The 22,856-nt window shown below is 57.4% G+C and carries 23 protein-coding genes; 16 read left to right on the top strand and 7 right to left on the bottom strand.

All coding sequences use genetic code 11. The features are described from left to right. Positions 1 to 2 precede the first annotated feature (2 nt). From malF to KSF73_06235, 9 genes are all read left to right on the top strand, one after another. Positions 3 to 1,577 carry a maltose ABC transporter permease MalF gene (gene malF, locus KSF73_06275; protein ID MBV1775317.1) on the top strand — a complete coding sequence of 525 codons (1,575 nt, stop codon included), beginning with the start codon at positions 3 to 5 and terminating at the stop codon, positions 1,575 to 1,577. A gap of 10 nt (positions 1,578 to 1,587) precedes the next feature. After that, positions 1,588 to 2,478, top strand: a complete 891-nt coding sequence (gene malG / locus KSF73_06270) for a maltose ABC transporter permease MalG (GenBank protein MBV1775316.1) — start codon at positions 1,588 to 1,590, stop codon at positions 2,476 to 2,478. Positions 2,479 to 2,483: 5 nt separating this feature from the next. Then, complete coding sequence (locus tag KSF73_06265; GenBank protein MBV1775315.1) at positions 2,484 to 4,889, top strand: hypothetical protein; 2,406 nt, start codon at positions 2,484 to 2,486, stop codon at positions 4,887 to 4,889. A 90-nt stretch (positions 4,890 to 4,979) separates the two neighbouring features. Continuing rightward, entirely contained in the window at positions 4,980 to 5,252 is a 273-nt protein-coding gene (locus KSF73_06260; GenBank protein MBV1775314.1) for a CopG family ribbon-helix-helix protein, read from the top strand. After that, entirely contained in the window at positions 5,240 to 5,536 is a 297-nt protein-coding gene (locus KSF73_06255) for a type II toxin-antitoxin system RelE/ParE family toxin (GenBank protein ID MBV1775313.1), read from the top strand. The genes KSF73_06260 and KSF73_06255 overlap by 13 nt, the downstream gene beginning before the upstream one ends. Next, a complete protein-coding gene (locus KSF73_06250; protein ID MBV1775312.1) occupies positions 5,533 to 6,060 on the top strand; it encodes a GNAT family N-acetyltransferase in 528 nt (175 codons plus the stop codon). The genes KSF73_06255 and KSF73_06250 overlap by 4 nt, the downstream gene beginning before the upstream one ends. Then, positions 6,053 to 6,445, top strand: coding sequence for a hypothetical protein (locus tag KSF73_06245; protein MBV1775311.1), 393 nt, complete (start codon positions 6,053 to 6,055; stop codon positions 6,443 to 6,445). The genes KSF73_06250 and KSF73_06245 overlap by 8 nt, the downstream gene beginning before the upstream one ends. A 17-nt stretch (positions 6,446 to 6,462) precedes the next feature. After that, positions 6,463 to 6,927, top strand: a complete 465-nt coding sequence (locus KSF73_06240) for a YbjP/YqhG family protein (GenBank protein ID MBV1775310.1) — start codon at positions 6,463 to 6,465, stop codon at positions 6,925 to 6,927. Positions 6,928 to 7,085: 158 nt separating this feature from the next. Beyond that, the gene (locus tag KSF73_06235) at positions 7,086 to 7,571 is read left to right on the top strand and encodes a hypothetical protein (protein MBV1775309.1); all 486 of its coding nucleotides are present in this window, start codon (positions 7,086 to 7,088) and stop codon (positions 7,569 to 7,571) included. Positions 7,572 to 7,667: 96 nt separating this feature from the next. Here the strand turns inward: KSF73_06235 and KSF73_06230 are convergent, their stop codons facing one another. The 3 genes from KSF73_06230 to KSF73_06220 all read right to left on the bottom strand — a co-directional run bounded on the left by KSF73_06230 (position 7,668) and on the right by KSF73_06220 (position 9,610). Then, complete coding sequence (locus tag KSF73_06230; GenBank protein ID MBV1775308.1) at positions 7,668 to 8,132, bottom strand: holin family protein; 465 nt, start codon at positions 8,130 to 8,132, stop codon at positions 7,668 to 7,670. After that, positions 8,129 to 8,617: a hypothetical protein gene (locus KSF73_06225; protein ID MBV1775307.1), complete on the bottom strand. Its 489-nt coding sequence runs from the start codon at positions 8,615 to 8,617 to the stop codon at positions 8,129 to 8,131. Before KSF73_06225 ends, KSF73_06230 begins: the two co-directional genes overlap by 4 nt. Before the next feature lie 63 nt (positions 8,618 to 8,680). Next, positions 8,681 to 9,610 carry an alpha/beta fold hydrolase gene (locus KSF73_06220; GenBank protein MBV1775306.1) on the bottom strand — a complete coding sequence of 310 codons (930 nt, stop codon included), beginning with the start codon at positions 9,608 to 9,610 and terminating at the stop codon, positions 8,681 to 8,683. Positions 9,611 to 9,697: 87 nt separating this feature from the next. Here KSF73_06220 and KSF73_06215 point away from each other — a divergent pair, with 87 nt between their 5' ends. From KSF73_06215 to KSF73_06195, 5 genes are all read left to right on the top strand, one after another. Continuing rightward, positions 9,698 to 10,285: a TetR/AcrR family transcriptional regulator gene (locus KSF73_06215; GenBank protein MBV1775305.1), complete on the top strand. Its 588-nt coding sequence runs from the start codon at positions 9,698 to 9,700 to the stop codon at positions 10,283 to 10,285. Between the two features lie 121 nt (positions 10,286 to 10,406). Next, entirely contained in the window at positions 10,407 to 11,048 is a 642-nt protein-coding gene (locus KSF73_06210) for a LysE family translocator (GenBank protein MBV1775304.1), read from the top strand. 43 nt (positions 11,049 to 11,091) lie between these two features. Then, positions 11,092 to 11,487 carry a hypothetical protein gene (locus KSF73_06205; protein MBV1775303.1) on the top strand — a complete coding sequence of 132 codons (396 nt, stop codon included), beginning with the start codon at positions 11,092 to 11,094 and terminating at the stop codon, positions 11,485 to 11,487. A 135-nt stretch (positions 11,488 to 11,622) separates the two neighbouring features. Next, positions 11,623 to 12,414, top strand: a complete 792-nt coding sequence (locus KSF73_06200; protein ID MBV1775302.1) for an SDR family oxidoreductase — start codon at positions 11,623 to 11,625, stop codon at positions 12,412 to 12,414. 73 nt (positions 12,415 to 12,487) lie between these two features. Next, a complete protein-coding gene (locus KSF73_06195; protein ID MBV1775301.1) occupies positions 12,488 to 13,144 on the top strand; it encodes a TetR/AcrR family transcriptional regulator in 657 nt (218 codons plus the stop codon). Between the two features lie 13 nt (positions 13,145 to 13,157). On the opposite strand, the gene KSF73_06190 is transcribed toward KSF73_06195, so the two are convergent. From KSF73_06190 to KSF73_06180, 3 genes are all read right to left on the bottom strand, one after another. Beyond that, entirely contained in the window at positions 13,158 to 13,442 is a 285-nt protein-coding gene (locus tag KSF73_06190) for a helix-turn-helix domain-containing protein (GenBank protein MBV1775300.1), read from the bottom strand. Next, a complete protein-coding gene (locus tag KSF73_06185) occupies positions 13,420 to 13,761 on the bottom strand; it encodes a type II toxin-antitoxin system RelE/ParE family toxin (protein ID MBV1775299.1) in 342 nt (113 codons plus the stop codon). Before KSF73_06185 ends, KSF73_06190 begins: the two co-directional genes overlap by 23 nt. A 221-nt stretch (positions 13,762 to 13,982) precedes the next feature. Further along, positions 13,983 to 16,685 (bottom strand): TonB-dependent receptor, encoded by a 2,703-nt coding sequence (locus KSF73_06180; GenBank protein ID MBV1775298.1) that lies wholly within the window; start codon positions 16,683 to 16,685, stop codon positions 13,983 to 13,985. An 816-nt stretch (positions 16,686 to 17,501) separates the two neighbouring features. On the opposite strand from KSF73_06180, the gene KSF73_06175 reads away from it, so the two are divergent. Then, a complete protein-coding gene (locus KSF73_06175) occupies positions 17,502 to 19,157 on the top strand; it encodes an alpha-glucosidase family protein (GenBank protein MBV1775297.1) in 1,656 nt (551 codons plus the stop codon). An 11-nt stretch (positions 19,158 to 19,168) separates the two neighbouring features. Next, positions 19,169 to 21,808: a pullulanase-type alpha-1,6-glucosidase gene (gene pulA / locus KSF73_06170; protein ID MBV1775296.1), complete on the top strand. Its 2,640-nt coding sequence runs from the start codon at positions 19,169 to 19,171 to the stop codon at positions 21,806 to 21,808. Here the strand turns inward: pulA and KSF73_06165 are convergent. Next, entirely contained in the window at positions 21,805 to 22,830 is a 1,026-nt protein-coding gene (locus KSF73_06165) for a substrate-binding domain-containing protein (GenBank protein ID MBV1775295.1), read from the bottom strand. The genes pulA and KSF73_06165 overlap by 4 nt on opposite strands. Positions 22,831 to 22,856 lie beyond the last annotated feature (26 nt).

Here is a 22,856-nt window from a genome sequence, read left to right as displayed (position 1 = left end):
TCATGCTGAATGCGATTCTGACCCTGTCGACCGACTGGCGTCGTTATTTCACCTGGCTGCTGACGCTGGTGCTGGCACTGCTGGCGCTCTATGTGGTGGCCATGGTCTATCTGTCCGGCCAGACCCTGTGGGCGGCTGGATTGCTGATGCTGGTATCGGCGGCGTTTTATGTCTACGTCTTTGCCGAGTCGCCGGTGTGGCGCTATCTGTTTCCCGGCGTTACCGGCATGGGGCTGTTTGTGGCCTTTCCGCTGCTGTATACGGCGGGGATCGGCTTCACTAATTATTCCACCAACAATCTGCTGAGCGAGCCACGCGCCCGCAGCTATCTGCTGGATCAAACCGAGCCGGATGAGTCCCGCCAGTGGACGTATAGCCTGCATCGGGACGGCAAGCAGTTCCGCCTCGCGCTGCATCCGGACAGCGCCGATCCCATGAGCGGTGTAGCGGGTGAGACCTTGCTGGTGTCCGAGCCGCTTTCTTTATCTGCGTTATTCCAGAAGCCTGATGTGATGATGCATGCACCTGCTGCGGATGAAGCCAGTGCACCCGTGCTCTCGCTGAAAGACACACTGGTACATCGCAGCGCCCTGATGAAGCTGAAACTGCATCTGCCGGACCAGACAGTGATCCAGTATGCGGGTGTGCGCGAATTTGGTGTGGTGCAGCCTGTCTGGCTGGCCGAAACACAGGGCGCGGTACGCAATCGGGTCACAGGCGAGCGTTTCGCGCCGAACCGCGATACGGGCTATTTCGAGAATCCCAAGAGCGAGCGCCTGCAACCGGGCTTCACAGTGGGCGTCGGGTTCGCGCATTACACCCGCATGCTCACCGATGCCAATTTCAAAGGACCCTTCCTGCAGATTTTTGTGTGGACCGTGACCTTCGCCGGGCTGACGGTGCTGTTTACGCTGGCGCTCGGCTGCACGCTGGCAGTGATGCTGAACTGGGAGGCGCTGCGCTTCCGTACTTTTTACCGCACCATCCTGTTCCTGCCCTATGCGGTGCCCGCATTCATCTCCATTCTGGTGTTCAAGGGCTTGTTCAACCAGAATTTTGGCGAAATCAACGCCGTGCTGGATGCGCTGTTTGGCGTGAAACCGGCCTGGTTTGCCGATCCGGTGCTGGCCAAGGTGATGCTGCTGATTGTGAACACCTGGCTGGGCTATCCCTACATCATGGTGCTGTGTACGGGGCTGCTGAAAGCGATTCCGGCAGACCTGTACGAAGCCTCGGCACTGGCGGGCGCCTCGCCGCTGACCAACTTTTTCCGCATCACCCTGCCGCTGATCATCCGGCCGCTGTCGCCGCTGCTGATTTCGGCATTTGCGTTTAATTTCAACAACTTTGTGGTGATCGCCCTGCTGACGCAAGGTCGACCGGATTTCCTCAATACCAAGCTGCCCGCAGGCATGACTGATCTGTTGGTGTCCTACACCTATCGCATCGCCTTTGAAGATACCGGCCAGCAATTCGGTCTGGCAGCAGCCGTCTCTACGGTGATTTTCGTGCTGGTGGCCTTGCTGTCGCTTGCCAATCTGAAGATTGGCAAAGTGAACCAGCAGGCAGCGAGATAAGGAGCTTCACATGGCAATTGTGACCGGTAAAAACCAGCGCTGGCGCGTGTTTGCTGCGCATGCATTTCTGTGGGGCATGATCGCGCTCACGGTGTTTCCGTTGCTGGCGGTGATCTCCATTTCGCTGCGGCCCGGCAATTTCGCGACGGGCGATCTGATCCCTCGCGAGATCAGTTTCGATCACTGGAAACTGGCACTCGGCATCCCGGTGGTGGATGCGGCAGGCCATGTCACGCCGCCGCCGTTTCCGGTGCTGCACTGGCTGTGGAACTCCATCAAGATTGCCACCATCACCGCGACGCTGATCGTGGCGATTTCCACGACCGCCGCCTATGCCTTCGCCCGCCTGCGCTTTCGCTTCAAGTCGGCGATTCTCAATAGCATGCTGATGCTGCAGATGTTTCCGGCGGTGCTGGCGCTGGTGGCGATTTATGCCATTTTCGACACGATTGGTTCGGTGGTGCCGTGGCTGGGCGTGGAAACGCATGGCGGTCTGATTCTGGCCTACCTCGGCGGCGTGGCCACGCATATCTGGACGATACGCGGCTATTTCGAAACCATTCCCGCTGAAATCGAAGAGAACGCCAAGGTCGATGGTGCCACGCACTGGCAGGCATTCAGCCGCGTGCTGCTGCCCATGGCGGTGCCGATTCTGATGGTGGTGTTTGTGCTGGCCTTTGTCGGCATCATCATCGAGTATCCGGTGGCCTCCATCCTGCTGCGTGAGGAGGGCAACCTGACGCTGGCCGTGGGCGTGAAATACTACCTCAGCGCGCAGAACTATCTATGGGGCGACTTTGCCGCTGCAGCGGTGCTGTCCGGTCTGCCGATCACGGCGGTGTTCTTGCTGGCGCAGCGCTGGATTGTGTCCGGCCTGACCTCGGGAGGCGTAAAGGGATGAAGCAGATGATTCGTCGGTTAGCTGCATGTATCGGGGTACTGTTCATGAGTCACACTGCGATGGCAGCCTGTCAACCCAATCCGCTGGGCAGCGAAACGCTCTACCTGCGCGGCTCGATGAATGGCTGGGCACCGCAGGATGACTTCGCCTTTACATATGTCTGCGATGCGTTTTTTCTGAATATCGACTTGCAGGGCAAGCACAGTTTCAAGGTTGCCGATGAAGCCTGGCAGGATGCCACGACCTGGGGCGTAGCAGGCAACGCGGCGGTCGCGCTGGATGCAGTGAAACAAGTGAAACTGGCGAGTGGCCGCGAAGCAGTCGGCAATGGCGACTTGAGCGCGACCTTTAGCGGCAAATACACCCTGCGCCTCAGCTTCCGTGATGGCACGGTGATGCTGGAGATGGGCCCGCAAACGTGGGTTGCGCCCAAGGCCCCGCCAATCTCCAATCCGGTTGCCAAAAGTCTGCGCCACGATAGCCGCGCACTCGCCAATAAGTCGCCTTTTGGCGCGGTGGTAAAAGGCACCTCAGTCCACTTTGCCCTGAATGCACGCAAGGGTGTACAGGCCGCCACGCTGGTGATCCAGCAGCGCCGTATTACCGGCAATCAGGACACGGTGAAATATCTCGATTTTGCCCGCGTGCCCATGCAGGCATCTGCCGATGGGCGCAGCTGGCAGGCAGATTTCCGCTTCGACCAGCACGATACCTACGGCTACTACTTCGAGGTACAGATCGCTGGAAAAACCTATCTCTACCAGAACAACAACGACCCGATCCCGCATACCCGCGAGCGGGGCAGCAACGGGCTGGGCGAAGTGGCCTGGATGCCCGAGCGTGCGTCCAGCATCCGCCGCTTCCGCCAGAGCGTGTATCTGCCTGATTTCAAGGTCCCGGATTACGCGGCGGACATGGTGTACTACTACATCTTTCCGGATCGCTTCCGTAATGGCGATCGCAGCAATGATCCGCGCCCCGGTGTTGATCGCTTCATGGGCGAGCATACGGTCGAGCTGCATCAAAACTGGCACGACAAGCCCTCGAAGCCGGGGACAGGCGATGGCTCGGACGATGTGTACAGCAATGATTTCTTCGGCGGCGATCTGGCCGGGATCATCGAAAAGCTGGATTACCTGCGTGACCTGGGCGTGAATGCGCTCTACATCAACCCGATGTTCCAAGCCGACAGCAATCACAAGTATGACACCGGCGACTACCGCACTATCGATCCGCACTTCGGCAGTAACGAGGATTTTGTTCGTCTGTGTACTGAGGCCGCCAAGCGTGGCATCCGCGTGATTCCCGATACCTCGCTGAATCACACCGGTACCAATTCGCGCTATTTTGATCGTTATGGTCAATACGGCGGGCAGGGCGCGTTTGCCAATGGCAAGCCCAATCCGGCCTCGCCCTATTACGACTGGTACACCTTCGATACCACGCAAATCGAGCCGGACAAACAGTACAAAGGCTGGTTTGGCCTCAGCTCGCTGCCGGAACTCAACAAGAACAGTCCGTCATATCGTGAGTTTGCTTTTTCCGGGCCGGATTCCATCACCAAACTGTGGCTGGATCGCGGTGCAGCGGGCTGGCGCATGGATGTGGTGCCCTATGTGCAGGACGATTTCTGGCGCGAATGGCGCAAGGCGGTGAAGGCTGTCAAGCCGGATGCCATTACGGTGGCCGAGACCTGGTTCGATTCGTCGAAATACCTGCTGGGTGATACCTTCGATTCGTCCATGAACTATGTGTTCCGCAATGCGGTGCTGGATATTGCCCATGGCGAACCGGTGGCGCAGACCTATCGCGCGCTGGAATACCTGCGCGAGGTCTATCCGCCGCAAGCGCTGTACGCCATGATGAATCTGTTGTCCAGTCACGATGTGGAGCGATCGCTGTGGGTGCTGGGCTACGAGGACGACAGCTCGTCCGCTGCTCGTATCGCTGAAGCCAAAGCCCGCTTCCGTCTGTCGACCCTGTTGCAGATGACCTATCCCGGCGCGCCCACGATTTACTATGGCGATGAGGTCGGCGTGACGGGCGGGCCTGATCCGTACAATCGCGCCACCTATCCCTGGGCCGATCTGGGCGGCAAGCCGGACGAAACCTTGCTGGCCGACATCCGCCGCTACACCCATCTGCGCAACGATCTCCCCATTCTGCGCCATGGTTCGCTGGAAGCGCCGGTGTTTGCCGACAAGCATAGCCTCGTCCTGCGCCGCACGCTGAACCAGCAAACCGCCTATATCGCCATCAATAACAGCACGCAGCCGCAAACCGTGTCGTTCAAGGCTCGCGAAGCCAATGCCCGTTTCAAGGACGCGCTGAATGGCGGCGAGGTAAAGGTGCAGGGTGGCAAGCTGACGTTTACGGTGCCGGCGCTGGGAGGGCGCGTGTGGATCGATTGACATTGATTGGCTACCATCGAGCATCGCTGGTGTGTGCAGCGCGTATGGAGTAGAGTATTACTAGGTATTACCCCCTGACAGGCCTGACTAATGGCAACCTCTCTTAAGCTCGACGATGCACTGAAAACCCGCGTGCAGGCGCTCGCGCATGCATCCCGTCGCTCCTCGCACGGGATCATGCTGGAGGCTATCCAGCAGTATGTCGAGCGTGAAGAAGCAAAAGTGCAGTTCACGCAGGAAGCCTTGGCAGCCTGGACTGCCTATCGTGAAACCGGCCAGCATCTGACCGGGCAGGAAGTCCGCAACTGGCTGGATACTTGGGGCAGTGACACAGAACAGGCGGCACCGGATTGCCACGACTGATTGTCACCCAGGGGGCCGTCAATGGCCTTGAGCGCTGCCGTCGATTCCTGCAGGTCAAATCCCGAGAGGCTGCAAAACGGGCGGCAGCTGTGATTGCGCAGCATCTATCCTTGCTGGAATCGTCGCCAGACATAGGCCGACCGCTATCTGATTATCTCGAGTTGCGCGAGCTGATTATCGCCTTTGGTGATTCTGGATACGTGGCGCTATATCGTTACGAAGCTGTTGAAGATGCTGTGTATATACTGGCTTTCCGGCATCAGAAGGAAACAGGTTACGCATGACAGATTCAAACGTAATTCAGTCCTCCACCTCCGCTGACCTTGCCGCCATTCTCGACCTCTACCGCGCAGTTGCCGCGCATCCCGGCGGGCTGGCACGAGAAGCGGACGAAGTCTCGCTCGAATATGTGCAGGGATTTGTCAGTGATGCGCTGGCAACGGGCTTTTCGCTGGTGGCGCGGACTGCGGCTGGCGACATCATCGGCGAAATTCATACCGCCGCACTCGGCCCGCGCGTATTTGCGCATGTGCTGGGCGATCTCACCATTGCTGTGCATCCCGACTGGCAGGGCAAAGGCATCGGCCGCCAACTTTTCACCACGCTCCTCGACCGCGTGCGCACCCAGCGCCCGGATGTCCTCCGCGTTGAACTTATCACCCGCGAAAGCAATGCCAAAGCCCGCGACTTCTACACGTCACTTGGCTTTCGCGAAGAAGGCCGTCTGCATGGGCGTATTCGCAGTGTAGGGGGCGGGTTTGAGGCGGATGTGATGATGGGGTGGCAAAGGAACCCACAACATGACTGAACACACCATGCAACTGACACACTGGCTTGAAACCGGCGCCGCCGACACCACCCGCGACATCCGCGCTTTCGCCTTCAACCTCTTCGAACTCGGCCCGAATCAGCCCGGCAAATTTGCGATTGAATGGATTGGCGCCGATCAGTACGACAAGAAAAATCCCGACTGGGCTTGCGAAGAAGTCTGGTCATCCTCGCCGCGCGTGCTGACGCTACCGGTATCGCTCACCGGTGAGACCTGGGAAAGCTGTGGCGCCGGCGTCAAAGCTGCCCTGGTCGAGGCGATTGCAGCGCTGCCTGCGGATCATGTGCTGAAGGGGGGATTGCCGGTGGCACTGGGGGGCGAACAGATGGATTTGGCGTTGATTCAGGTTGGAAACGGTAAATGAAGTGGAATGCATGCTGGATGCTTGGCGTGTTGGCATGTGCACCTTATGTTCTCGCTTCAAGCCCTCTGCCCTCTGATCCGGTCAAGCGCATCTACCATGACTTTGCATGGGAGGATGCGGAGGGAACTGGTACGACCCGTAAGACGCTACTTGATGAAAGTGATGAGGTCTGGCAACGATATTTCACGCCTGAACTCATACATTTAATGCGTAATGACCGTGAATGTGCTGAACGCTCGCACGAGATTTGCTGGCTCGATTTCGCCATTCTGTGGGCAAATCAGGATCCGGCGATGCAAAACATTTCGATCAGACGTGGGCGCAAAACTAATATCGTTGAAGTGAAAATTACACGCCCGAACTCTCCGGCATCGACACATATTCGCTATGTAGTGAAGCAAGTTGGCGGTCGCTGGTTGATCGATGATGTGATTTATCAGCCAGATATGACGCTGAAGGCATTATTGAAGAAGGCACTGTGATGACAATGCCTCAACTGGTGAGCTGTTCGGTATCGTGTCTATCGAATTTTGCAGCAAGGCTATGCGCAGTCTGCGCGGGTTTGCTTGCAATCTCGCTGATTCAAAGTACATCAGCTGCAAATTGCCCCGCCCCTCACTATCTACCGGCATCGTCCGATATGTCTGCAGTCTTTCTCAGGGCCCCCTTTGAACAATGGGGAAAAGCGACTGATGCCGACAGCGAACCCGTCTTCATCTACAAGATCTGGGGTGGGGTTGGCGGACCTCGGCATATGAACGGGCAACAGATGCTTGTGGCCTGGCGGCGACCGGATGGCCGATATTGGGCCGATGCTTATCGCAAGCCATTCCGCTTGAATAGCGTCGAGCAGGCGCAAACGATTGGTTCCGGACCACTCGATTCGGATAAGGCTGATGCGCTTTTAAAAGCCGCCAAACGAGCGCTGTTGAAAACGCATTATCCTGAAGAGCCGTGTCATTCTATCTATCTGGATGGGTTTCATGCAGAGGCTTGGGTGGAGGGGGGCAATACCGGTCACGCATATGGTCCAAATAGCTACCTGGATTCGGAACCAGCACAGATCCACAAGCTGGCGATGGATATTCTTTTTACCGTTGTCGATCAGGCGCCTGTGAAACAATAGCACTGCGGAAGGCTTGTCTCGGAGGTGAAACGGTGAGTCAGCGGGCGGCCACAGGTCGCCCCTACCGGTGCGTCGGTTACGGCAAGCGCATCTGCATCACTCCTCCGGCACCACCACCTGTTTGCCACCCACCACCTTCGTCTCCACGCCCTTCAGCTTTTCGTACGAACGCATCCCGGCGATGCCCAGCATGCCGAAGATCAGCGGATAGAGGCTGTTGAGATCCAGTTCGCCAGGCTTGCGTTCAGGCCAGAGCCACAGCAATACCGGATAGATGAGGAATTGGTAGAACAGCGCCAGTGCGCACACCCAGCCAATGGCCGGACGCCAGCCTGCGACGAATAAGCTTGGATTCGCCGCTTCAACCTTGTTGACCTCGGTTTGCGCGACATTTAATTGCTGGTCGAGTAGCGCCATCCGGTAGGTCTGATCCATATCGGCTTTGTCGCGCTCGATCTGTAGCTCAAGGCGTTCCTTGTCGGTGGTGACGAACTTGTCGACCACATCGCCCACCGATTTCACCAGATCACCGCTGCCCAGTAAATCGCCAATGAAACTCATGCTACACCTCCCATTGCGCGGTTCAGCCAGCCCAGCAGGAATTTGCTCTGACCACGATCCTTGTTGCAGATGGCGACATAGCGGGCCACTTTAGCCAGCGTGAAGTCGGCCAGAAAACGGTTGGGGTCCGCTGCATTGATGGCATCCAGTGTATGCGGCCCCAGTTTGCCATCTTCCGGCTTGATGCCGAGCACCATCTGCGCGAGTTTGACGGCGCGGCTCACCCCCATGTTCACGGCGGTATCGAACAGGTTTTCGGCCACCGCCTGCGCGGTCAGCTGATCTCCCTTGATCAGATCCCAGTAATCCCGCCTGTAGATGGATTCGGCCTGGTTTTGTGTCAGATTGCGGATATCCAGTTCTGGATAGGCGCGTTTGGAAATGCCGTACTTGGTGCCACCGCCCGTGTCGCCGGGCGTTTCGGTATACCGGTCGCCGCCTTCGCGGGCGATGGTTTTGATCACTGCAGGCTGGAAATCGGCCATGGCTTGTCGTTCCTCCTCTCTGTCATCGCGCATGCATGCGTATGAAACGCGAGGCGCGATGGGTTAGACTAAAAGCCTATCATGCGAGTGATGTTGATTGTATGGAATGTGTGGGGCTGGAGCCTGAGTGTCTGAAGTGAACCAATTGAATGCCTGATCCCAGAGCGCCCGTGCCTGCGGCCGGAAGTAGCCCATATGCCCGAGCCTGCCACCAAAGTCTGCCGGATTGAGATCTAGTCGGGTCAGGGGTGCATTGCAATAGCCCTGCATGAATGCATCGCGTGCGGCAGGCTGCGCCCACAGATCATCCAGCGCATTAGCCGCGACAATCGGCGTGGTGACGCGCTCAAAATTCGCTTCAATGCCGGCCATGGCCGGATCATCGAAAAAGTAGCGCGGAAAGCCCGCCCAGTAGCGCCACTGACGTAGGGCGTCCAGTGGCAGGTCTTCGCCTGCGCCAAATAGCTTCCAGGGCGAATAGCCCAGCAACTGATGCAAGACCGGCAGGATGCCATGCCACATGAGTCGAACACGGATGCTTTCGGCCTTGGGCATCCAGCCATGCCAGCCCGATGTGGCGCCGCATACAAAAAACTTGTCGACAGCACGATGGTTCGGCAGCAGCCCGAATGCGTGACCACCAAGTGAATGCCCCATCAGAAATAACGGGATGTGTGGATCACGCATGTATTCGACGGCCGCAGCCAGATCCTGTCGTGCCCAGTCGAGCAGATGCATGCGGAAGCTGCGCAGGCTGTCCGGCGCCGATTTGCCAATCCCGCGATAGTCGAGGGTGAGCACCGCAAATCCCTGCGCACTCGCATATTCGGCGAAGCGACGATAAAAGCCCTGCGGCACGCCCGTGGCACCCGCGACAACCAGATGCCCTTTGAGGGGGAGCTGGCCTGGATATAGCGTGGCAGAGATTGGGAACCCATCCTGAGTCGGCAGGATCAGAGAGCGGGGAATGGGCTGAATTGCATCGGGTGACATCGGCGGCCTCCGAAAGAGCGTTTATAACGAGTGTTATAATTTCGCTTAATGCTAGACTATGACGAGTGTCATAGCAAGAGGTGCAATATGAGCACGACTCAACCTGATGCACGCATGCGTATGGTGGCCACCGCTGCAGATATGCTAAGACGGCGCGGGATGGTAGCGACCAGCATTCGCGATCTCGCCAAACTGGCGAATGCGCCGCTGGGGTCCACGTATCACTACTTTCCGGGTGGTAAGGCACAATTGCTGGCGGAGGCAGTAGAGTTTGCCAGTGGCAAGGTGTTTCAGGTTTTGCGCAAGGCGGAGGGGCCGATTGAAGGTTTGCAGCTTTTTATGGGCTACTGGCGCGATGTGCTGGTAAAACAGGACTTTACCGTCAGCTGCCCGCTGGTGGCGGTATCGGCCGAAGAAGGGGCGGGTGAAGAGCATCAGCCCGCGCGCGAAAAGGCCGCAGAAGCCTTTGCCTCATGGGTGCGATTCGTGCAACACGCGCTGATGACCAAAGGGGTCCCGTCCGAGGAAGCATTCGAGCTGGGGACGCTGGCGGTATCGGCGATAGAAGGCGGCATTGTGATCTGCCGGGCACAGCGCAGCATCGAACCGCTGGAGCGCATCGCCCGCCAGCTGGAGCGGCAGTTCCAAGCGGCACTGGAGCGGGTGGATCAATAGGCAGCTAGGGCTAAGTTCTGATGCAATGTTGCAAACACGCCGCTGGGTCGTTTTTGGGGTTGGGGCGCTAGAACGGTATCGCTATACTGCCGGCCTTTCCTCGTTCGCGGGAAAGGTAAATATGATCGATCTGCATCTGATGCCATTATTTCTGGCCGCCGTTTTTGCGCTCATGATTGTGCCGGGGCCCGATATGCTTCTGATCGTCGGACAGTCCATGCATCGCGGTCGCGCATACGGGTTGGCTTGTGCATTCGGTATCTTTCTGGCGGGTGGGATTCAGACCGTCCTCGTCGCACTCGGACTTGGCCGTGTGATGGAGCTCTTTCCGCTGGTTGGACTTGGCGTGCGACTGGCTGGTGCCTTCTATCTTGCGTGGATGGGTTTGAAAATGGTGCGCGCCTGGGCGACGCCCGTCAATGGAGTTGCCACAGAAACAGTCCAGCCTCGGATTTCCATGAGCAGGATGGTGGTGGCCGGCATCGTCAATAATCTGCTCAATCCCAAGGCGCTGCTGTTTTTCAGCATGTTTCTACCCCAATTTGTGACTGCACATGCTGGGCCGGCTTCGACACAATTACTCATCTGGGGCGCGCTGCTCTCCAGTCTCGCTCTTGCCTTCAATATCGCGCTGGCTGTCCTCGCAGCTGCTGCACGCACGCTGGCCAAGCCGTTTGCAGGCATGCAGCGCCACGCCGAAGGTTGGCTGGGTGTGCTGTTTGTGGGCTTGGCTGCACGGTTGGCGTGGGCAAAGTCGGCGTGACGCGCCTCGGCTAAACTGAAGCGATTCGAACGAGGGGGGACATATGTCAGCTGACATTCAGGTGCAGATTCGGCGGTTTTTTGCTGCTTTCGATAATCGTGCAGCGCATACACTATCCTGTGCCGACATAACTGCATTCTTCCTACCCAATGCAGTTATTGTTCAGCAAACGGGCGAGACCCACCTGATCATGTCGCCCGAATCATTTGCGGCACCTCGGGTTGAGCTGCTCAATGGTGGACGATTGCAGCATTTCCATGAGTGGGAAACTGCTGGTACGTCAATTCTGAACGGAAGACTAGCAATGCACCGATCCTACTACACAAAATCTGGCATCCTTGATGGCCATCCTTACGGTGGCTCAGGCACCAAGCATTTTCAGCTTGTGCATATTGAGGGGGATTGGCGAATTGCGGCATTGAGTTGGATGGACGACTAAGTTGCCCCTTCGTCGGATATCGGTTAATCTGCATTGACTAACTGACTGATGGTCAGTTATCTTTCTCTCATCAAATGACCTCCGGTCATTTATTTTTCGACTGTTAAGTGACCAATGGTCAGTTATGAGGGTGAGATGGCTTACGCAGGATTGAAGGGCAAGTGGGCACTGGTGACTGGCGCATCGAGCGGGTTTGGCGTGGACTTCGCCACCATTCTGGCGGAAAGTGGTGCCAATCTGGTACTGGCTGCGCGCCGGGTCGAGCCGATGCAGCAGCTGGCGGCAAAACTCAGCGAGCGTTACGGGATCAAGGTGCATGTGGAAGGCATCGATCTCGCGCATGCGGGTGTCGCGGAGCAGTTGAAGGCGCGGCTGGATGCGCAGGGCATTGCGGTCGATGTGCTGATCAACAATGCGGGCTTCGGCGTATTTGGCGAGTTTGTCGCTCAGCCGCTGGCCAAAACCATGGAGATGCTGCAGCTCAATATGCTGACGCTGACAGAGCTGACCCATGTGTTCAGCGCCGATATGGTGAAGCGAGGGGGCGGGCATGTGCTGCTGGTGGTCAGTATCGGCGGCTATCAGGCCACCCCGTATTACGCTGCTTATTCCGCCAGCAAGGCCTATGTGCTGCTATTTGGCGAGGCGCTGAATGTCGAACTGGCAGCCAAGGGCGTAAAGGTGAGTGTGCTGTCGCCGGGGATCTCGGCCACCAGCTTCCTTGAGGTGTCAGGCCAGAAAGCCACGCCTTACCAGCGGCTGATGATGATGCAATCGCGCGAGGTGGCAGAGATCGGTATCCGTGCCATGCTGAAAGGCACCGCCAGTGTGGTGCCGGGGGTGGGCAACAAACTCACCATCTTTGGCAATCGTTTTACGCCGCGTCCGGTGCAAGGCAAAGTGGCCGGCATGTTGATGAAAAATTAAGCAGGGTCTGGTCAAGGGGGCGGGGCATGCGTATGCTCGCGCCCCGTCAGAACGACTACACAGGATAAGCAGCATGGTACGCATCGGTGGCCCGAAACAGCGCGCAATGGATGCAGAAGAGAAGGCCACCCGGCGGGCGCATATTCTGGCGACTGCGCGACAGCTCTATCTGGCATCGGGCCGTCAGTTGCCCACCGTAGCGACGATTGCCGACGCATCGGGTCTGGCCAAGGGCACCGTGTATCTGTATTTCCGTACCAAGGAAGCCATCTTTATGGCGCTGCTGGGCGAGGCCTTTGCCGATACGCTCGGGCAGATTCACGCTGCCTTCGCAGGCCAGCATCACACCGATCCGGCACGGGTATTTGTCGAGCACTTTATCGCGGCCATTGATGCGCACCCCGATATGCTGAGTCTCGATGCCATGACCTATAGCGTGCTTGAACAGAATCTAGACGAAGCCAGTCTGCGCGACTTCAAAACCAGCCTCACCAACGGACTGGTGGCCGTGGGTACAGTACTTGATCAATCGCTGAATCTGCCGAACGGGCAGGGCGTATCACTGTTGCTGCGCACCTATGCGCTGACACGCGGCCTCTGGCAGACGCTGGATCATTCCGCTGGCCATTGCCCGTTTATCGACGATCCCTTTTTCGCCCCCATCCGCCCGGATTTCCGCACCGAACTGCCCATTGCGCTGGGGCAGTTGTGGCGGGGGGCGTTAGTGTAAGCAACTGACTAATTTAAGGTCTCGGTGTCAGCTTTATTTCCAAGGTGCAGCCCACTGCCGCCGCATACCTGCGCAATGTAGAAATGGACGGTGAATGCTTCCCGCCTGCTTCCAGCCGTGCAATGGCGGGTGCCTTGGTTTGCATTCGCGTGGCGACCTCGGCTTGAGTCAAACCCGCTGCTTCGCGTGCATTGAGCAGGATGCTGGCGAGTGCATATTCATCTTCCAGCGCATCATATTCAGCACGTACCGATGGATCAGACAGTGCGCGTGCTTTAAGTTCTGCGTGTGTGAGCATCTTTCATCTCCTTCATTCGCTGGCGAGCCATTCGGAGTTCGTGTCCGGGTGTCTCTTCTGTCTTTTTGAAAAAGCTATGCAGGATGACAATTTGCTGGTCAAGCTGGAAGCAGTAAAAGACTCTGCCAATCCCCGACCTGCCTTTCGGGCGAAGTTCAAACAGACCATCTCCCATTGCCCTGGAGTGTGGCATACGCAAGAGCGGACCAAACGCCTCCAGCATATCGGTCAGTCGCAAATAATGAGCCAATATGTCCGGCGGATACTTCAAGATGGCGCGCTGAACTGACTCTGAATAGTATGCGATGGAATACGTCACAAATTAACAAATACGTTATATTTATTCAAGTGTTTGTGTGTCTGGCACGTAGTGCGTACGCCAATGCAAACCATGATCAGGGTGAGCAGTGAATGATGTAAATCGAATAAGTATAAAATATATTAAGTGGATTGCGATGTGTTTGATGCATAAAAAATCCCCCATCCGGTCAGCAGCCGGATGGGGGAAGCCCCATTGCAACACACAAGAAATGCAGTAGATCAGTACTTGTAGTTCACGCCGAACATCATGGTGCGGCCGTACTTCACGTACTTCTTCAGCTGGGTACCCTGCGTATCGGATTGCTCGCGGTACGGCTCGTTGCCCAAGTTGTTGGCCTGCAGCAGCAGGGTCAGACCCTTGGCTGTGCCATCCTTGAACTCGTAGCTCATCTGGAAGTCGACGATGGTTTCCGGCGACACGTACACATTGGTGCGGTTGGCGTTGAAGGTGGCGACTTCACCCACGAAGCTGGAACGGTGGTTGCCCGATACGCGCACCGAGAAGCCATTCTTTTCGTAGTAAGCGGTCAGACCACTGGTGTACTTCGACAGACCCGGCAGCGGTTCCTTGGAGCCCGGGCCGTTGCTTTCGATAGTACTGTCGTTCTGGGTATAGTTTGCTTCGAAGCCAAAGCCTTCCAGTTCAGACATGAAGAGATCCAGCGGGATGGATGCAGCAAATTCCGCCCCCTTCACTACACCACCCTGACCATTCATCGGCTGGGTCCATGTGCCGATATAGGTGGCCGGGGTCATGCCGTTTTGCGGGGTGATGCCGGTAAAGTCATGCATCACGGTCTGGCTGTAGATGTAGGACTTCAGCTTCTTGTAGAAAATGTCGACACCGACATAGCCCTTGCGGCCGAAGTACTTTTCAACCGAGAGATCGGTTGCATCGGCAATCCACGGGCGCAGTTCCGGATTACCCGCGCCACCGCTGAACTTCAGCGTGTTGTTGTCGAAACTGTAATGGCCACCCGGGGTCATCTGGTCCATGCGCGGACGGGCCATTTCACGTGCGGCGCCAAAGCGGGCCTTGATAGATTCCGGCAGATCCAGCACCAGATTCAGGCTGGGCAGGGTGTCGTTGTAGCTGGCGCCTGCATCGATCGGGGCCGGGCTCTTGTCCTGACCGCCCGGCAGACCGGTGTTGCCCAGTGTGGAGTTCGAATGCTGCTTCACCATCACATGTTGCAGACCGACATTTCCATGCAGTGGCAGGTCGCCCAGCATCGTGTCGATCTTGAACTTGGCGAACAGCGTATTGACGTCTTCCTTGACCTTCCAGTCTTTTTCCCAGATGTCGTAGTAGTAGTTGGGCTTGAAGTTATACAGGCCACCCAGTGCGGTACTGGCGTCGTAACTGGCAATGCCCGGCACACCTGCGAAGCTCAGGTTGGATGCGCCATATTGCATATTGCCCGGAATCGCCTGCGCACCATTTTTCAGGTAGAGCTGCCATTCTTCGGTATTCTTGGTCTTTTCGCGGGTTTGCAGATTGACACCGAAATCGACGTCGGTCAGCGGGCCGAGATCAAGCTGATGCTTGGCATCAAAGCGCGCTGCCTTGATCGAATCCTTGCTATTCGGGCTCTTCAGATAGCCATCCTGCCCCCAGCCACCGGAATCCACCAGTTGTACTTTGGTCGTGTCCGCATAGTTGCCAACGTAGCCAAACGAGGGCGGATTTTGCAGGCCGTTCATGGTCAGGTTCAGGGTATCCGGGGTCGGCAGACCGGCATACAGTTCCAGGAAGCTCTGACTGCGGCGGGCGCTGGAGTAGCTTACGTCGCCGACCAGTGTCCAGCCATCTACGCGATACTTGGTGTTCCAGCCGATCGAGCTGAGTTCATCGGTACGCGGCTCGAAACGGTTGACCAGCACGGGCTTCACGCCTGTCCACTGGCTCTGGGTGGTAAATCCGTTCACGACGGTCGGTGTGCCGGTCAGCTTACCGGGCCCCCATACTGTGCCGCCTTCCATACCATTGCGGTAAATGTCTTCATCGAAGTGCGAGTAGTACACGTCCACCACGCTGGTGAGTGCGCTGTTCGGGCGGAATTCCAGTGTACCCATGACGCCATCGCGCTTGCCCTTGCCGGAGTCGGCATAGGCCTTGCCGCCACCCAGTACGGTTGTACCCTTGGCGTTCGGCAGGTCGGTATAACCCCAGGCTTCGAAGCGCTGTGCCTGGAAGGTGTTGTCGAGGTGAGCGTACGCCAGTGACAGACCCACGGTCTTGTCCAGAAACTGATCGATGTATACGGCACTGGCGCGGTAGCCATTGGCCGATACTTGCGGGTTCAGCGAACCCAGCGAGTTGCGTTGACCGCGTACATTGAATGCAGTGGTTTGCTTACCGTATTCCAGCGGACGAACGGTTTGCAGATCGACTGTACCGGAGATGCCCTGACCGATTAGCGCGCCATCGGGGGTCTTGTAAACGAGCACTTTGCTCATCACTTCGGATGGATACTGGTCGAATTCGACGGCGCGATTGTCGCCGGAGCTGGCCTGTTCGCGGCCATTCAGCAAGGTGCCGGAAAAGTCGCCGGACATGCCGCGGAAGTTGATGGTCTGGTCACGGCCATCCACGCGCTGGGCGGACACACCGGGAATACGGGCGAGCGAGTCGGCGATAGAGATATCGGGCAGCTTGCCGATGTCTTCTGCAGAAATCGCCTCAACGATAGAGTCGGAATTCTGCTTGGTCGATACCTTGTCCTGAATCGCGCGGCGAATCCCCACAATATTGATGGACTCAACCTTGGCAGCATCCTTGTCGGCGGCTTTTGCCTTTTTGGCAGCAGTGGAGCTGTCGTCAGTCTTTGCCGCGTCATCTGCCCACACTGCACCCATACCGGCCAGTGCCAGTACAACCGATTGAGCGATCAGGCTGCGAGCCATCTTGTTGCGCATCATGGATGTCACCTCTGTCCCGTTCTTTGAAGCTTCGTTTGTCATTGTTCAATACCCCAGTACCCGTTTGGTGTCACTGCCATCGATCCGGTGCTGTCCATCCTCTGATCGATTGAGCTGTTGAATTGCGTGGCTTGGTATCACTACCCGGCAAATGAGCGGCATCCAAATAGATTCCGGCATCGCCTGATTGAGGTGCATTTAAAGGATGATTAAATAGATCCTTGCACCGGTATCACGCCATCTTGTGCACCAAAATATACGGTGATTGACTGGCTAATGCACACTTGCAGTGCAATTTTACTGTCATTTAGTAGGTAAATTACAACATTTAATTTTGATTAAATGAAGTGGATCGATATTCAAAAGCGCTTTGAATAAAGTGGTCGAGAATGCTGTAGGACGTGTGGTATTGAAAGTTGTATTGAAGTGGATTGGTGTTGCGCATAATATAGCGCTGGCTATACTGCGTGAAAGCTAGGTTCCAGGCTGATTGACAGCATTTCTCATTCAAAGCGGTTTGGGAGGTGGATGTGTTGCTCGATGGATGAATTTGAATGATCTGTCCATTGTTTGAGTTGGTTTATGTAGTTAAATTTCTAGTAATTGGTCTCGGTTTGAAATGAAAGATTTCCAAAGCGCTTTGAATGCCATCCAAAGCGCTTTGGTTGAATATGGTTAAATGAATTCTGAATGAAATTAATCATCAGATTGAATGGTTGAACACTGGTTTATTCAAGGGCGTGCACTAAAAGAGTGCATCCTCAGCTAATAGTCATAATCGTATAACAATCGGTTGTGAGCATCACTGGAAGGGACATGTGCATGTACAAGCAGGACTCAAGTGACTGGTGGCGTGGCGCAGTGATCTATCAGATCTACCCACGCAGCTATATGGACAGCAATGGCGATGGCGTGGGTGATTTTCCCGGCATCCTGTCGCGCTTGCCCTACATTGCCAGCATGGGTGTGGACGCGATCTGGATTTCGCCGTTCTTCAAGTCACCGATGCGAGATTTTGGCTACGATGTGTCGGATTACTGTGATGTCGATCCGCTGTTCGGCACCTTGGCCGACTTCGATGCGGTGGTGGCCGAGGCACATCGCCTGGGGATCAAGGTGATCATCGATCAGGTACTGAGCCATTGTTCAGACTTGCATCCGTGGTTTATCGAGAGCCGCAGTAGCCGTGATAATCCCAAGGCCGACTGGTTTGTGTGGGTGGACCCGCAGCCAGACGGATCGCCGCCTAACAACTGGCTGTCAGTGTTCGGCGGGTCGTCCTGGCAATGGGAATCGCGGCGCAAGCAATACTATCTGCACAACTTCCTGTCCTCGCAGCCCGATCTGAATTTCCACGCACCGGCGGTACAGCAGGCGATGCTGGATGGCATCCGCTTCTGGCTGGATCGCGGTGTGGATGGTTTCCGCTTTGATGCCTGTAATTTCCATTTTCATGATCAGCAATTGCGTAGTAATCCGGCGGCCGACATTGACCCGGCTCGCCGCGCAGCTGCGACCAATCCCTACGAAATCCAGGCGCATGTGTACGACAAAACCCAGCCGGAAAACCTCGACTTCTTCCGTCGCGTGCGGGCACTGCTGAATGAATACGGCGCTGCTTCATTGGGTGAGATCGGCGACGATCAGGCATTGAAGACGATGGCGCAGTACACCTCCGGTGGCGACAAGCTAAACATGGCGTATTCCTTCAACCTGCTGGGGCCGGACCATTCGGCTGCCTATATCCGCCGTCAGGTAGAAGAAATGGAAGCCGCGCTGGCTGCAGAGAGCAAGCAGCAGGGTGCCGCAGGCTGGGCCTGCTGGACGATTGGCAATCATGATGTGCCACGCGTGCTATCGCGCTGGGGCAAGGGTGAAACCCGTCCGGATTACGCCAAAGTCTTGCTGGCGATGTCGGCCAGCCTGCGCGGTAGCCTGTGCGTGTATCAGGGTGAAGAGTTAGCGCTGACCGAAGCCGAGATTCCTTACGAATTGCTGCAAGACCCGGTTGGCATCACGTTCTGGCCGGAACACAAAGGCCGCGATGGTTGCCGTACACCCATGCCGTGGCAATCCGATGCGGCACATGGTGGCTTTTCAAGCGTGCAACCGTGGTTGCCGGTGCCGCCCGAACATCTGGCGCGTGCGGCCAATACGCAGGAATCGGATGCAGCTTCAACACTGAATTTCTTCAGGCAGTTTTTGGTGTGGCGCAAGCAGCAAACCGTGCTGCTAAAGGGAGAGATTGCCTTTGTGGATGCACCCGAACCTGTGCTGGCACTGACCCGCACTCTGGGCGACACCACCTGGCTGTGTGCGTTCAATCCGGGCAGCGAACCTGCCAGCTTCATGCTGCCGGACGATGGCGCGCAGTATCAGCCTGTTGATGGACATGGTCTGGCGGGTGGCGCAATTGCGGGCAGACTGGTCTCGCTGGCGCCACTCTCGGGTGTATTTGCGCAACGCCAGTAAAGAGGAAAATCATGGCCGTCAAATGGGGCGCGATATGCGTGAGTCTGTGTGTCGCGCTGCCTGCGTTTGCGGCCAATCCGGCACCGGTTGAGGCCGCGCAGGCCATCTGGCTGACGCCGGATACGCTGGTGTGGCCGGGACTCCCGGTCGATGCAACAGTCGCTTTGCAGGTCAGGGATGCCAGCGGCAAGCAAATCGCCGATGTGCCATTGGCGGCATCCGCACATGAATTACCCAGAACACTCGCAGCGCGCTTCCCGTGGCTGGCCGCAGCCCATCCGCTGACACTGGCCAAAACAGACCGCGCGACGCTGGATGGCTGGTTGCGCCAGCATGTGCAACTCGTCCAGAACGCTGCGGCTGGGCGGCAAACAACGGGTGTACAGCTGGCGCCTGTGCTGGATACACTCTATGCACAGGCCGCACAGCGTGTGACGCTCGGCCCCGCGCTGGTGAAGGGTAGGGCGCAGCTGGCTGTCTGGGCACCCACCGCACAATCCGTCGAACTGGTGACCTATACCGGGCCACGTGGCGAAGGCGAACACGTGCAGGCCATGCAGCGCGATGCTGCTTCCGGCGTATGGCGCACAGCGGGGCCGCGCAGCTGGATCAATCGCCTTTACTATCGCTACCGGGTAACGGGCTATTCCTTTCAGGCCGGAAGCTTCATCACTCGCGAAGCCACTGATCCTTACTCGTCGGGCTTGTCGCAAAACAGTGAACGTAGCTTGTTCGTTGATCTGAATTCGGCTGCCACGCAGCCGGTACGCTGGACTGCAAACCGCTATCTGCCCTCTATTAAGCCCACCGATATCAGTCTGTACGAACTGCATATCCGCGATTTTTCAATCTCGGACGCGTCCGTGCCGGCAGCGCATCGCGGTAAATACCTCGCCTTTAGCAATACGCACAGCGATGGCATGCGCCATCTGACCTCGCTTGCGCAGGCCGGTCTGACGCATATTCATTTGCTGCCGCCAGCAGATTTCTCCTCGGTCAACGAAGATCCAGCGCATATCGACTCACCCCGCATCGATCCAAACTGGCCGGGCGATGGCGAGCAACAGCAGGCTGAAGTCATGCGCGTGCATGATCGTGATGGCTTCAACTGGGGCTACGACCCGTTGCATTACGCCACGCCAGAAGGTTCGTATGCTACGAGTGCGGATGGCCTGACCCGTATTCGCGAGTTCCGCGCCATGGTGGCCGACCTGCATCGCAGCGGTCTGCGTGTGGTGACCGATATGGTGTTCAACCACACCGCCGATTCGGGGTCAGACGGCCGGACGCCGCTCGACCGCATTGTCCCCGGTTATTACTACCGGCTGGATGCAGACGGACGCACAACCGACTCCACCTGCTGCGCCAATACCGCCACTGAGCACGCCATGATGGCGCGCCTGATGATCGACAGTCTGCGCGCCTGGGCAGTGCACTATGGCGTAGATGGCTTCCGTTTTGACCTGATGGGGCATCAGCCCTTGGCCGCGATGCAAGCTGCCAAAGCCGAACTCAGGCGTTCGACGGGGCGCGACCTCTATCTCTACGGTGAGGGCTGGGATTTTGGCGAAGTCGAACATGATCGCCGCTTTGTACAGGCTCGACAGGCAAATCTGGCAGGCACTGGCATCGGATCGTTTTCCGACCGCCAGCGCGATGCTGTGCGCGGCGGCGGCTATAACGACAATGGCGCGGACATCGCCCGCCATCAGGGGTTTGCCAACGGACAATGTGCGACGCCGCACGATGGCGTGCCCTGTACTGGCGAACAGTTGGCCGATGCCCTGCATGCGCAGGATCTCATCCGGCTAGGGTTGGCTGGCAATCTGGCGGGCTTCCAGATGCGCGATGCGGCAGGCAAGGTGATGCGGGGAGATGCTTTCCGCTACCACGACGCACCTGCGGCCTATGCCCGTGAGCCAGGGGAAACCATCACTTACGTCAGTGCTCACGATAACGAAACGCTGTTTGACATCAACCAGTACAAACTGCCGCTGAACACCTCAACCGCAGATCGCGCCCGTGCGCAGATCGTGGCGCTGGCCACCGTTGCATTCTCGCAGGGCGTGCCGTTTTTCCATGCAGGCGACGAGCTGCTGCGCTCCAAATCGCTGGATCGCAATACCTTTGATGCGGGCGACTGGTTCAACCGGATCGACTGGCGGGGCGAACACAACAACTGGGCGGTAGGCCTGCCACCCAAGGCAGACAATGGCAGCAACTGGCCGGTGATGCAGCCGTTACTGGCGAATCCTGCGCTGCAGGTCAGCGGCGCCGACATCCGCTGGACGCGCGAAACATTCAAAGACTTGCTGCGCATCCGCACGAGTTCGCCACTCTTTCATCTGCCCGATGCTGCAGCCATTACCCGTCGGGTCAGTTTCCCGGATGTCGGCCCGAACCAGCAGCCGGGCGTGATTGTGATGCGGATTGATGGGCGCGGATTGTCCGGTTCACCATTTGCCGAGGCGCTGCTGATGTTTAATGCGCGTGCGGATGCGGCGACGTTTGTGCTGGCCAATAGCGAACGTCAGCCATGGCGACTGCACCCGGCTCAGGTAAGCGGGGCGGATGCAGTGGTAAAAACTGCATCGTTTGTAGCGGGGCAATTTACTGTGCCGGCGCGGACGGTGGCAGTGTGGGTGCGTTAACCCACCACCCCATCCGAATCCCCCGGCAATAGCGCAGGCTGGCACAACACCTGTAATTCCGTCATCGGGACTTCTTCGCGGCGCAGGACGCGGTGGATGAGGGCGGCCATGCTGTCGCCTGCGCGCTGCTGCGTAGGCTGAATGACCGATGTAACTTTCATGCCGGATTTGGTGAGCAGCGAATCGGGCGGTACGCCATCGTAGACGATGATGGAGATATCTTTGCCGATGGTCAGCCCGCGATCCACCAGTGCCCCAATTGCCCCGACGCCAGCCAGATTGTTGTCGATGAACACGGCGGTGGGCAGTTCGGGCTGCTCCAGTAGCTTGATCATTGCTTCGTAGCCAGCGCATTGCGATAGCGCCGCCTGAATCATCCACTCATTGCGCAGCGGCACGCCTGCCTGCTGCATGCCACGCACAAATCCTTCATGGCGCTGATAGGCAAAGTTGTAATGCAGCGAAGCATGGATATAGGCAATCTGCCGATGACCGAGCGATACCAGACGTTCGACGGCCAGCACACTCCCTTCGGCATTATCGAAATCGAACCAGGGATAATCCTCGCAATGTGCCGTGCGGCCATAGCCCAGAAATGGCACACCGCTTTGTTGCAGGAAATCGATGCGTGGATCATCCACCAGCGTGCGTGCCAGTACAAAGCCATCGACGCGGCGACTCTGGATCAGACGCGAATACGTTTCCAGCTCGCCATGATGTGTGGCCGAGACTAGAAACAGATCGACATTGGACTCGCTGAGCGCCTCGGTGATGCCAGATACCACTTCCAGAAAACGCGGATCGGCGACATCGTCCACCTCGATGGGGTAGACGATGCCCACCGCGTTGGCCCGCCCCAGCGCCAGATTGCGCGCCACGGGATTCGGCTCGTAGCCCAGTTCGGCTGCCGCTTGTACTACCCGCGCACGCGTAGCGGCGCTGACGTCGGCATAACCATTCAGCGCGCGGCTGACGGTGGTTTGCGACAGTTTCAGGTGGGCGGCAAGGGTCTTGAGGTCCATAAGCACTGGCGTCGGTCAGGATGACG

This window comes from Burkholderiaceae bacterium DAT-1 (genome assembly GCA_019084025.1).
Classification (GTDB): domain Bacteria; phylum Pseudomonadota; class Gammaproteobacteria; order Burkholderiales; family Chitinimonadaceae; genus DAT-1.
This window is presented reverse-complemented; position numbering and strand designations above follow the sequence as displayed.

Excerpts from the sequence above, each read along its gene's own strand:
- malF (MBV1775317.1), top strand. The coding sequence starts at position 3 with ATGCTGAATGCGATTCTGACCCTGTCGACCGACTGGCGTCGTTATTTC.
- malG (MBV1775316.1), top strand. The coding sequence starts at position 1,588 with ATGGCAATTGTGACCGGTAAAAACCAGCGCTGGCGCGTGTTTGCTGCG.
- KSF73_06265 (MBV1775315.1), top strand. The coding sequence starts at position 2,484 with ATGATTCGTCGGTTAGCTGCATGTATCGGGGTACTGTTCATGAGTCAC.
- KSF73_06260 (MBV1775314.1), top strand. The coding sequence starts at position 4,980 with ATGGCAACCTCTCTTAAGCTCGACGATGCACTGAAAACCCGCGTGCAG.
- KSF73_06250 (MBV1775312.1), top strand. The coding sequence starts at position 5,533 with ATGACAGATTCAAACGTAATTCAGTCCTCCACCTCCGCTGACCTTGCC.
- KSF73_06245 (MBV1775311.1), top strand. The coding sequence starts at position 6,053 with ATGACTGAACACACCATGCAACTGACACACTGGCTTGAAACCGGCGCC.
- KSF73_06240 (MBV1775310.1), top strand. The coding sequence starts at position 6,463 with ATGCTTGGCGTGTTGGCATGTGCACCTTATGTTCTCGCTTCAAGCCCT.
- KSF73_06235 (MBV1775309.1), top strand. The coding sequence starts at position 7,086 with ATGTCTGCAGTCTTTCTCAGGGCCCCCTTTGAACAATGGGGAAAAGCG.
- KSF73_06230 (MBV1775308.1), bottom strand. The coding sequence starts at position 8,132 with ATGAGTTTCATTGGCGATTTACTGGGCAGCGGTGATCTGGTGAAATCG.
- KSF73_06225 (MBV1775307.1), bottom strand. The coding sequence starts at position 8,617 with ATGGCCGATTTCCAGCCTGCAGTGATCAAAACCATCGCCCGCGAAGGC.
- KSF73_06220 (MBV1775306.1), bottom strand. The coding sequence starts at position 9,610 with ATGTCACCCGATGCAATTCAGCCCATTCCCCGCTCTCTGATCCTGCCG.
- KSF73_06215 (MBV1775305.1), top strand. The coding sequence starts at position 9,698 with ATGAGCACGACTCAACCTGATGCACGCATGCGTATGGTGGCCACCGCT.
- KSF73_06210 (MBV1775304.1), top strand. The coding sequence starts at position 10,407 with ATGATCGATCTGCATCTGATGCCATTATTTCTGGCCGCCGTTTTTGCG.
- KSF73_06205 (MBV1775303.1), top strand. The coding sequence starts at position 11,092 with ATGTCAGCTGACATTCAGGTGCAGATTCGGCGGTTTTTTGCTGCTTTC.
- KSF73_06200 (MBV1775302.1), top strand. The coding sequence starts at position 11,623 with ATGGCTTACGCAGGATTGAAGGGCAAGTGGGCACTGGTGACTGGCGCA.
- KSF73_06195 (MBV1775301.1), top strand. The coding sequence starts at position 12,488 with ATGGTACGCATCGGTGGCCCGAAACAGCGCGCAATGGATGCAGAAGAG.
- KSF73_06190 (MBV1775300.1), bottom strand. The coding sequence starts at position 13,442 with ATGCTCACACACGCAGAACTTAAAGCACGCGCACTGTCTGATCCATCG.
- KSF73_06180 (MBV1775298.1), bottom strand. The coding sequence starts at position 16,685 with ATGATGCGCAACAAGATGGCTCGCAGCCTGATCGCTCAATCGGTTGTA.
- KSF73_06175 (MBV1775297.1), top strand. The coding sequence starts at position 17,502 with ATGTGCATGTACAAGCAGGACTCAAGTGACTGGTGGCGTGGCGCAGTG.
- pulA (MBV1775296.1), top strand. The coding sequence starts at position 19,169 with ATGGCCGTCAAATGGGGCGCGATATGCGTGAGTCTGTGTGTCGCGCTG.
- KSF73_06165 (MBV1775295.1), bottom strand. The coding sequence starts at position 22,830 with ATGGACCTCAAGACCCTTGCCGCCCACCTGAAACTGTCGCAAACCACC.